At 74.2% G+C, this 9,358-nt stretch carries 8 protein-coding genes; 1 reads left to right on the top strand and 7 read right to left on the bottom strand.

Features of this window, described 5'->3' with window-relative positions:
* Nucleotides 1–54: 54 nt before the first annotated feature.
* The 5 genes from N864_RS15495 to N864_RS24755 form a co-directional block, all read right to left on the bottom strand.
* Nucleotides 55–1,053, bottom strand: a complete 999-nt coding sequence (locus N864_RS15495; RefSeq protein WP_034718738.1) for a peptidoglycan-binding protein — start codon at nucleotides 1,051–1,053, stop codon at nucleotides 55–57.
* Nucleotides 1,054–1,258: 205 nt separating this feature from the next.
* Nucleotides 1,259–1,918, bottom strand: a complete 660-nt coding sequence (locus tag N864_RS15490) for a DUF305 domain-containing protein (protein ID WP_034718736.1) — start codon at nucleotides 1,916–1,918, stop codon at nucleotides 1,259–1,261.
* A gap of 3 nt (nucleotides 1,919–1,921) precedes the next feature.
* On the bottom strand, nucleotides 1,922–2,563 hold the full coding sequence (locus tag N864_RS15485) for a DUF3105 domain-containing protein (RefSeq protein ID WP_034718733.1): 642 nt from the start codon (nucleotides 2,561–2,563) through the stop codon (nucleotides 1,922–1,924).
* Nucleotides 2,564–2,753: 190 nt separating this feature from the next.
* On the bottom strand, nucleotides 2,754–5,657 hold the full coding sequence (locus N864_RS15480; RefSeq protein ID WP_034718730.1) for a helix-turn-helix transcriptional regulator: 2,904 nt from the start codon (nucleotides 5,655–5,657) through the stop codon (nucleotides 2,754–2,756).
* A 61-nt stretch (nucleotides 5,658–5,718) separates the two neighbouring features.
* Nucleotides 5,719–5,880 carry a hypothetical protein gene (locus N864_RS24755; RefSeq protein ID WP_155892968.1) on the bottom strand — a complete coding sequence of 54 codons (162 nt, stop codon included), beginning with the start codon at nucleotides 5,878–5,880 and terminating at the stop codon, nucleotides 5,719–5,721.
* Between the two features lie 377 nt (nucleotides 5,881–6,257).
* Here N864_RS24755 and N864_RS15475 point away from each other — a divergent pair, with 377 nt between their 5' ends.
* Nucleotides 6,258–6,938 carry a hypothetical protein gene (locus N864_RS15475; RefSeq protein ID WP_034718727.1) on the top strand — a complete coding sequence of 227 codons (681 nt, stop codon included), beginning with the start codon at nucleotides 6,258–6,260 and terminating at the stop codon, nucleotides 6,936–6,938.
* 93 nt (nucleotides 6,939–7,031) lie between these two features.
* Here the strand turns inward: N864_RS15475 and N864_RS15470 are convergent, their stop codons facing one another.
* Together N864_RS15470 and N864_RS15465 are read right to left on the bottom strand one after the other, a co-directional pair.
* Nucleotides 7,032–7,685: a TRM11 family SAM-dependent methyltransferase gene (locus tag N864_RS15470; protein WP_034718724.1), complete on the bottom strand. Its 654-nt coding sequence runs from the start codon at nucleotides 7,683–7,685 to the stop codon at nucleotides 7,032–7,034.
* Nucleotides 7,685–9,277: a cobyric acid synthase gene (locus tag N864_RS15465; protein WP_081793930.1), complete on the bottom strand. Its 1,593-nt coding sequence runs from the start codon at nucleotides 9,275–9,277 to the stop codon at nucleotides 7,685–7,687. Before N864_RS15465 ends, N864_RS15470 begins: the two co-directional genes overlap by 1 nt.
* Nucleotides 9,278–9,358: the final 81 nt, after the last annotated feature.

Raw genomic sequence — 9,358 nt, 5'->3', positions numbered from 1 at the left:
GGCCACAAACCGACGAGGGGCCACCACTCCGGCGGGGGCCAGGGTCGGCCAGGTTCAGGCGGTCAGCTTGGCCCAGGTCTTCGGACCGACGATGCCGTCGCCGACGAGCCCGCGCGAGGTCTGGAACGCGACGACCTTGCTCTCGGTCGCCGGGCCGAACGACCCGTCGGCCGCGAGGGAGTAGCCGCGGTGGGTCAGCGTCTTCTGGATCGCGACGACGGCCTGCCCGGCCGCACCACGTTCGCACGTCACGACGAGCGCGGACCACGTCTTGGGCCCGACGACGCCGTCGCCGACGAGCCCGCGCGACGTCTGGAACGCGATGACCTTGCTCTCGGTCGTCGGGCCGAACGACCCGTCGACGGTGAGCGAGTAGCCCCGGTGACGGAGCAGGTGCTGGATCGCGACGACGCGGAACCCGCTCGCGCCGCGCTGGACGGTGGTCCACACGACCGTGGTCGAGCCGCCACCGCCCCCGCCACCGATCTTCGTCACGAGGGCGGCGAGCCGGGGGTCACCCGGGCGGACGTTGATCTCGAAGTGCATCTCGTCCTTGCGGCCCGAGTAGTCCCCGCCCCACCGCACGACGCCGTCGCAGTACGCCAGGATCGCGTGGATCCGGGTGCGCTGTGTCGACGAGAACGTGCCGGTAGCGCCGAGGGGGTGACGCGGCGCGTTGACGTCGATCGCGGTGCCGCTCGCGTGGTTCGACAGGGTGGTGCTGCCGGAGATGGCCCGGTAGTTGTGGCCCCAGCACCAGCCGGAGACCAGCGCCTCGACCTCGCTGTTGAAGCGCCGCGCGACGTAGCCGAGGATCGTGTGTACCTGGCCGCTGCGGACGCCCGCCGGGAACGACGCCGCGCTGACGGTCAGCCCGCTGATCGGGATCTGGCTCGATGAGCCGGCCGACCAGCCGTTCTGTGACGTCGCGGCCTGCGCCGCCGTTGCACCGGAGGCGACGAGCCCGCCGGCGAGGACAAGGCCGCCCGCGCCGCGCAGCAGCGTCCGCCGCGCCACGCTCGCAGGAGCGGATGGTTCGTGGGTGTCACACATGAGTTCTCCTAGGTTCGGCCCTCCCGGGCCGCACGCTAGGCGAGAGCAGGGGAAGCCGGAATGGGGAGAACTCCCCGGCGCAGGTGTGCGGCGCCGCCGAGGCCGAGTCCCGTGCTGCCGGTAGGGCAGGGTGAAGTCTCGTGGTGATGGTACGGCGGGGTGAAGCACGTCGTGGCAGAGCCAGGGCCGCGTCCACGCGGATGCGTCACCCCTGCGGGGTGGTCCGCCTCTCGCGGACCTCCAGCAGGTCCTGCAGCACCGTGATCTCCGCCTGCTGCGCCTGCGTCATGGAGCGGGCGAGTCGGCGGACGGCTGGCTCTTGCGCATGGTCTGCCGCGTAGGCGGCCATCTGCACTCCTGCCTCGTGGTGCTCGATCATGAGGCGCAGGAAGAGGCGCTCGGCCTCGGTGCCCCCCGCGGCCTCGAGCGCGGCCAGGTCCGCCCTGGACGCCATTCCCGGCATGCGGCCGCCGGTGGCGCCGGTCTGCTCGCTCGCGCCAGAACTGCTGGAGTGGTCGTGGCCCTTCATCCACGACATGGCGGGCGCGGCGGACCGCTGCGGGTGGCCCCACTGCTCCAGCCAGGCGTACATCTGTCCGGACTGGTGCTGCTGCGTCAACGCGATGTCGAGGGCGATGCTGCCGATCTCCGGGTCGGCCGTCCCCTTCCGCACGAGCGTGGCCATCTGGACCGCCTGGTCGTGGTGCGCCTGCATGGCCCGGGCGAACCCGACGTCGACCGACGCCTCCGGGGGCGCCTGGCGGACCGGGACCGCGCCGAGCCGGGCACCGACGAGCAGCCCGGCCACGACCCCGAGGGCGAGCAGGACCCCGAGGGCGACGATGACGACTGGACGTGGCCGCATGGCTCAGGCGGCCGGCGTGCCGATGCCGCTGTGGCAGACGGCGCCCGGTTCCGGCGTCTGCTCGCCCTGCAGGTAGCGGACGAGGAACGGGTCGATCCGCTGGTCGTCCGCGCTGTTCAGCTCGAGCTGGTGGCCCCAGGCGGTCAGGACGATGGGGGACTGCTGCCCCTCGTGCGGGCTGACGAGCACGTAGGCCTCACCCTCGGCCTTCCCGGTCAGCTTGCTCACCTCGGCGGCGGGGAGCGACGGGTCGTAGGTGATCCACACGCTGCCGTGCTCGAGCGAGTGCACCGCGTGCTCCTCGGGGACTGGCTCGTCGTAGACGCCGCAGTTGAGCCAGACGGGGTGGTGGTCGCCGCCGACGGGCGGGGACGTGGCGTAGCTGACTTGGCTCTCGACGTGGTTGCGGCTCAGGTTTGCCGTCTGGACGACACCGGGGATGGGGGCCTGCGCCCGCGCCTCGTTGGCGGCCCGGTCTCCCGCCTCCCGGGCGATCGGCACCGCAACCGCCGTCACGAGCCCAACGACGATGGCGGCCGTCGAGCCGTAGACGAACAGCTTGTGACGCCGGTCCTTCCGCTGCTCCTCGGCCCGCATCGCGGCCACCCTGGCCTGTCGGTCTGTCGTCGGGCGTCGTCTGCCCATGGTCGTCTCCTCCCGGCACGGCCGTGGCTGTGTAGTTGCGCGTTCAACCAACTAGCCGCAAGGGTAACCCGAGAGCCGCGCGTGGCCGCAATCGTCGGACCCCGCCCCGGGAGAAGTGCGGCCGGGAGGGCGGCGTGCAGGGTGTCAGCGGGGGCGGGAGCGTGTGCCCCAGCGTCCCGCCCTCGCGACGTCAGGGCAGGAGGTGGCGCTCGCGGGCGATCGCGGCCGCCTCGGTGCGGCTCGCGGCACCGAGCTTCCCGAGAACGTTGGAGACGTGGACGCTCACGGTCTTCGTGCTGATGAAGAGGTGTTTGCCGATCTGGCCGTTGCTGAGGCCGCGCGCGACGAGGCCGAGCACCTCGGTCTCTCGCGCCGTGAGCTCCGGTATGCCGCTCACCTCGGACGCGCTCGGCAGGCTCGCTTCCAGCTCGGCGAGGAGCGGCCGGGCGCCCAGACGTTGGGCGGTCGTCCGGGCCGCCGCGACCTCGGCCCGCGCCCCCGCGTCGTCACCCGCGGCGTGCAGCGCCGCCGCGAGACCCGCCCGCGACCGGGCCGTCTCGTACACGTCGCCGTAGGCCTCGAAGGCTGCGGTGCTCGCGGCCCACGCCTCGACGAGCTCCTCAGCCCTCGGCCCCGCGTCTCCGTCGCCGCGGTCGAGCAGCCAGCGCAGCCGGACCGACTCGGCATGCGCCCGGGCCTGCCACGCCCACGACTCGGCGTCGGTCTCCTGCGAGACGGCCAGGCCCTCGGCACGGTCGAGCAGCAGCCGCGTCACGTCGCGCATGCGGCGACGCAGTCGGGGATCGGCGCTGAGCGCGAACCGGGCACACTGCCCGGCCGTGAGGGCAGCGAGCCGGATGGCGATGTGCTCGTGCGTCCCCCAGAGCGCGTCGAGGGTGGCGAGGATGTCGGTCGCGAGGTCGAGCGCCTCGTCGATCCGTCCCTCCTGCCCGAGGAGATCGACCGCCGGCACGCTGTAGACGGCGGTGATGCCGTCGATCCACCATGACGCGCGCAGGGCGGCGAGCAGCTGCCGGTCCAGGGGGTCGCCGCGACCGGCCGCCACGGCGAGGTCGGTGCCGACGAAGTAGAGGCGGGTCGTCTCGGCCATCGGCTCGGGGCCGACGGCGGAGCGGGCCAATGCACCGTCCCAGTCGCCGAGCTGGTAGGCGAGCAGGGCGCCGAGGAGGCGGCACTCGAGCGCGAAGGGGGCCAGCTCGACGTGCAGGCGGCGGGCGAGCTCGGCACCCGCGTCGTAGGTCGCCAGGGCAGTCGTCAGCTCACCGCGCCGGTAGTGGACGGAGCCGAGTCGGTGCAGCACCCGGACCCGGACCGGGTCGTCGCTCGGGGCCTGGTCGAGCACGAGGTGCAGCTGCTCCTCGACTGCGGTGAGATCGGCACGGCGCTCGACGAGCCGGACGAGGATGGTGCGCAGCTCGGCGGTGGCCCGGGGCAGGCCGAGCAGCCCCGCCAGCTTGGTGATCTCCTCGGTGAGGGTCGTGATCTCCGCGGCCGCGGCGGCCGGGTCGGCGGCGCCCTCGTGGTCGACGAGCGCTTGAAGGCGGGCGGTCAGGACACGGACCCGCCGCTCGGTCGGCTCGTCCCCGACAAGGGTCAGCGCCTCGGCCGTCAGGCCCAGGGGATCGTGCGGCAGGTCGAGGACCCGCGACCCGAGCACATACCGGGCCAGCAGCTCGGCCCGGGTCTGTGGGGCCTGGCGGCGGCCCGGGTGGTCCAGTCGATCCCGCAGCAGGTCGACCGCCCGGACGACGTCGCCGGAGAGCAGCGCCGCGTCCGACGCAGCCATCGTGACGTCGTCGCGCAGGGGCACGTCGTCGTCGAGCCAGCAGAGGGCCCGCTCGAGGTGCTGCAGCGCCTCGGCCGGGCCGCCGACCGCCAGGGCAGCGTCAGCCGCGGCGCGGCTCGCCCTGATCGCGGTGTCGACGTCCCCCGAGGCGGCCGCGTGGCGGGCCAGCTCGGACGCGGGACCGAGCGCTGGGCGCTCGGCGAGCACAGCGGCATACGACCGGTGCAGCCTGAGCCGCTCGCCGGGCAGCAGTGCATCCGCCACCGCCTCGCCGAGCAGGGCGTGCCGGAAGGTGTAGGCGGGCGGCCAGCACGTCTCGAGGACGTGGTGCTCGACGGTGGCCGCGAGGGCGGCGTCGAGCCGGTCCTCGGGCAGGTCGACGACGCGGGCGAGCAGCTCGTGTCCGATCTGGCGGGCGCCGACGGCCACGGCGGCGACGACGAGCTGGGCGTCCTCGGGCAGCGCGTCGACCCGCGACCGGAGCACGCGGGACAGGCCACCCGTGAGGCCGTGGCCGGCCGCCGCGCTGGCCGCGAGCTCCTCGGCGAAGAACGGGTTGCCTTCGGCCCGGCGCACGATCTCACCGGCGACCGGGTCGGGCAGGTGAGCGGAGCCAGTGGACGCGACGAGCTCACGGACGGCCGCGTCGGTCAGGCCGGCGAGCTCGACGTGCTCGACGCCGGCGATCCGGGCCCAGACGGCGAGCGTCTCGTGGAGGGGGTGGCGGCGGTGCAAGTCGTCGGAGCGGTAGCTCGCGACGAGGGCGACGGGCGTCGTGAAGCCGCGGGTCAGCAGCAGGGTGAGCAGGTCGCGCGACGAGTGGTCGGCCCAGTGCACGTCCTCGACGACGGCGAGCGTCGGGCGGTCGGCCCCCAGGGCCGTCAGGAGGGCGTGGATCGCGGTGGCGACCCCCGCCGGATCGATGACGGCGTCGCCGACCACGCCCTGGTCCTGGCGGAGCCCGGGGAGCAGCTGGCCGAGCGCCGGATGGACCGCCGCCACGCGGGCGACGACCTCGGGGGAGTCGGCCTCGAGTGCCGTCATGAGCTCGAGGAAGGGCAGATACGCCAGCGTGCTGCCGGCCAGGCCGACGCAGTGGCCCACCGCGGTGCGCCAGCCCCGCCCTGCCGCGTCGTCGACGAGCCGCGCGATGAGGCGCGACTTGCCGATGCCGGCGTCGCCGGACAGCACGACGCTGCCGCCATCGGACTGCTCGAGCCCGATGGCGGCAGTGAGTCGCTCGACATCGGCGTCGCGACCGAGGAGGGCTCCCGTCCTGAGGGGCATGCGCCCCAGTATCCGCGACCCCTCCGACAGTGGTGGCGCCTGCGTGGACATGCCGACGCCCTCAGCGGGTGCGACCCGGGTGGGTCTCCTCCCAGCGGCGCCGCCGCATCGTGCGTGCGATGACGGTGAGCGACGAGTCCGGCCGCTCCCGGTACCGGTCCCGCAGGCCGTAGCGGTGGTCCCGCTCCGCCTTGGCGTAGCTGATGTCTCCGGGGATGTTCATGATGGCTCCTTCGCCGTCCGTTCTGCTGACTCCTCCACATTCGGCTGCTGAGGTAGGCCGCCACATCGGACGACCTGCGTATTCGTGCAGGGACCGGCTACCTCAGGCGTCGCTCGGGCGCCCCGGACGCGTCTGAGGTGCCGTGCTCCCGGCCCGGCCTCGCCCGGCCCGGCCCGGCGCGGCCTCGCCCGGCCCGGCGCGCCCCGCCCGCTCCGGCTCCGGAGTCGGCCCTTGCACGGGCGTGCGCCGATCCGGGGGGCACTCGGAACGGCGCCTACACTTGTGGGGTCCGGCAACGGCGGCGGCACCTGTCCATCGACCCCCAGCACAGGCCAGACGCCATGCCCTCTCCCTCTTCTCCGTCCCAACCTGCCCCGGTGCGCGACCCCGACCGGTTCTTCGGGCTCAGCACCGCACAGGTCGCCGGTAGCGCCCTGGCGGCCGCGACCTCTGCCGTCGCCGCCAGCTTCCTCGGCGTCGCGGGCACGATCATCGGAGCCCTGATGGGCTCGATCGTCGCCACGATCGCCTCGGCCATCTACAGTCAGTCGCTCCGCCGGGCAGCTCAGCGCCTCCGGGTGCTGCGCCCGGTCGCCGTGGGCGGGACCGCCTCGACCGAGCCCCGCGTCGTGACCGGTCCGGTCCGTCGGGAGCGCCAGCGGACCTGGCCACGGGTGGCGGTCGGCGTCGTGGCGGGCGCCGCGCTGGCGCTGGGCGCGATCAGCGGGGTCGAAGGGCTGCTGGGGCACCCGATCTCGAGCTCGTCGCGGGGCGGCACCTCGGTGGGAGAGGCGCTGGGCGGCTCGGCCGGCTCCGGTGCCCAACGGAACCACGTCCGCGTTCCGGCACCCGCCCCGACGCAGCCCCGCTCGGTGCCGCCGGCCTCGGTGCGGTCCACTCCAGTGCCCTCGGCAACGGGCGCGGGGGAGCGGCCAAGCACCTCGGCGCCGGCCGGTCCGACCTCCTCCCAGACGCCGGCGGCGACGACTCCTGCCGCGCCCGAGGCGACGAGTCCAGCGCCGACGGGGCCGGCGCCGGGGGCAACTCCGACCCCCTGACGGCGCGGCGCCGGCCCCACCGCCGACCCAACGCAGGCCCCCTGACGGGCGCAGGGCCGGTCCAACGCGGGCCCCTGGCAGGTGCGGCGCCGGCTACTCCTCGCGCCGAAACGTCAGCAGGTAGTCGCCGGTGAAGTCGTGGGGCAGCTCGTCCCACTGGACCACCGTCTCGCCGATGAACGGCACCACGTCGCCGACGACTGCTGCGACGTCCCAGGCGAGGGTGGTGGTGTGGCCGGCGTGGCGGATGTTCGCCACGTTGAGCACCAGGTGCCCGCCGGGCCGCAGGAGCCGCTCGACCGCCCGAGCGATGTCCGCGAGATCGCTGAGATAGGACGCGTAGTCGCCCCCGACCAGCTCGTAGGCGGTGAGCGGGTCGCGGGGGTGGTCGTTCGCCGTGCGATAGGGCGGCGAGGTGAGGCACAGGTCGACGGGCCCGGTGACGAGGCGGTGCAGACCCCGCGCGTCGCCCTCGATGACCGTCGCCCCCGGGGCGCGGCGCCGGCAGGCGGTGACACGCTCGGGCAGCAGCTCGACGCCGACGGCGCGGCGTCCCAGGTGCTCGGCGACCGAGAGCGTCGTGCCGAAGCCGGCGAACGGGTCGAGGACGAGCTCGCCGGCCGAGGTCAAGGACTCGATGACGGCCGTGGCGACCGCCTCGGTGAAGTGCACGTCCTCGTCGGCGGCATCGTCGCGCTCGCCCCCGAACTCGGCACGGGTGGCGGAGAGGTAGGGAGGCAGCCCCATCAGCGCGCTCCCGGGACCACACGGGAGCCGGCGCGCGGGTGCAGCGACGAGGCCGAACTGTCGGTTGCGGCCGCCCGCGCGGTCGAACCCACTCGGGTCAGCCCGAGCAGCGCATCAAGGTCGACGTGGTCCTCGAGGGCGTCGGCCAGGGTGTCGATCATCCGCGCGCGGCGGGCGCCGAAGCCGGGAGCGTCGGTCGCCGGTCGCCAGCGGGAACCGGCCGCCACGGCGACCTCCGTCAGCCAGGCACGGCGGAAGCCGTCGTTCTCGAAGATGCCGTGCCACATGGTTCCCCACACCGTGCCGACCTGCCATCCGTCGAGGAACGGTGTCGGCGGCTCCTCCGCGCCGTCGGGCGAAAGGGACGGCGCCGTTGTGCGACGAGCGATCCCGTGGTGGATCTCGTAACCCTCGACCCGGTGGCCGCGCCACGAGCCGACGGGCCGCCCGAGCACCTTCTCGTGGGCGAACTCCACCCCGGTCGGCAGCAGTCCGAGCCCGGGGACGACTCCGACCTGCGCCTCGACCTGGTCCTCGAGGTGTCGGCCGAGCATCTGATAGCCCCCACAGATACCGACCAGCGGCCGGCGAGCCGCCGCCCGCCGGACCAGGGCGTCGGCGAGGCCGCGCTCCCGCAGCCAGCCGAGATCGGTTGCGGTGGAGCGGGATCCGGGCAGGACGACCAGGTCCGCGGCGTCGACCAGGACCGGGTCGATCGTGACCCTCACGTCGACGCCCGGCTCGGTCGCGATCGCGTCGACGTCGGTGGCGTTGGAGATGCGGGGCAGCCGGATGACCGCGACCGTGAGCCGGTCAGGCGCGCCGCCGTCCGCCTCGTCCGGCGCGGTCGGGCCCGCCCGCCACTGGCCGACGGCGAGCGTGTCCTCGCTGTCGAGCCACACGTCGAGCAGCCACGGCACGACGCCGAGGAACGGCACCCCCGTGCGGCGGGTGATCTCGACCAGGCCCGGCTCGAGGACCGAGACGTCACCACGGAACTTGTTGATCAGGAAGGCTTTGAGCAGTGCTCGGTCCTCGTCCGAGAGCAGGGCCCAGGTGCCGTAGAGCGCCGCGAGGATGCCCCCACGGTCGATGTCGCCCACGACGACGACCGGCAGGCCGAAGCGCCGCGCCAGCCCGAGGTTGACGTAGTCGCCGTCTCGCAGGTTGATCTCGGCGGGAGAGCCGGCGCCCTCGCAGACGACGAGGTCGTACTCCTCGGCGAGCTCGGCGTAGGCCGCGAAAGCGGCCTCTGCGAGACGGGCCCGCCCAGCGGCATACTGGCCCGCCTCGAGCACCCCAGCGGCACGGCCACGGACCACGATGAACGACCGGCGGTCGCTCCCCGGCTTGAGCAGGACGGGGTTCATCGCCGTCGAGGCGAGCACTCCTGCCGCCTGCGCCTGCACGTACTGGGCGCGCCCGATCTCGCCCCCGTCGGCGCAGACCATGGAGTTGTTCGACATGTTCTGCGCCTTGAACGGCGCGACGCGCAGGCCGCGCCGGGCCAGTGCCCGGCAGAGGCCGGCCGTGACGACGGACTTGCCGGCGTCCGAGGACGTGCCGGCCACGAGGATCCCGGATGCGGTCACCGCGCCATCCTGCCGCAGCCGGCCGTGCACCCGGCCGCGCGGGAGCTCCCGCCCCAGTCCGCCACCCGGGGCGCCCACGGG

The sequence above is a fragment of the Intrasporangium chromatireducens Q5-1 genome (genome assembly GCF_000576575.1).
Lineage (GTDB): Bacteria > Actinomycetota > Actinomycetes > Actinomycetales > Dermatophilaceae > Intrasporangium_A > Intrasporangium_A chromatireducens.
The sequence above is the reverse complement of the archived record's forward strand: the minus strand, read 5'-3'. Positions and strand labels throughout refer to the sequence as shown.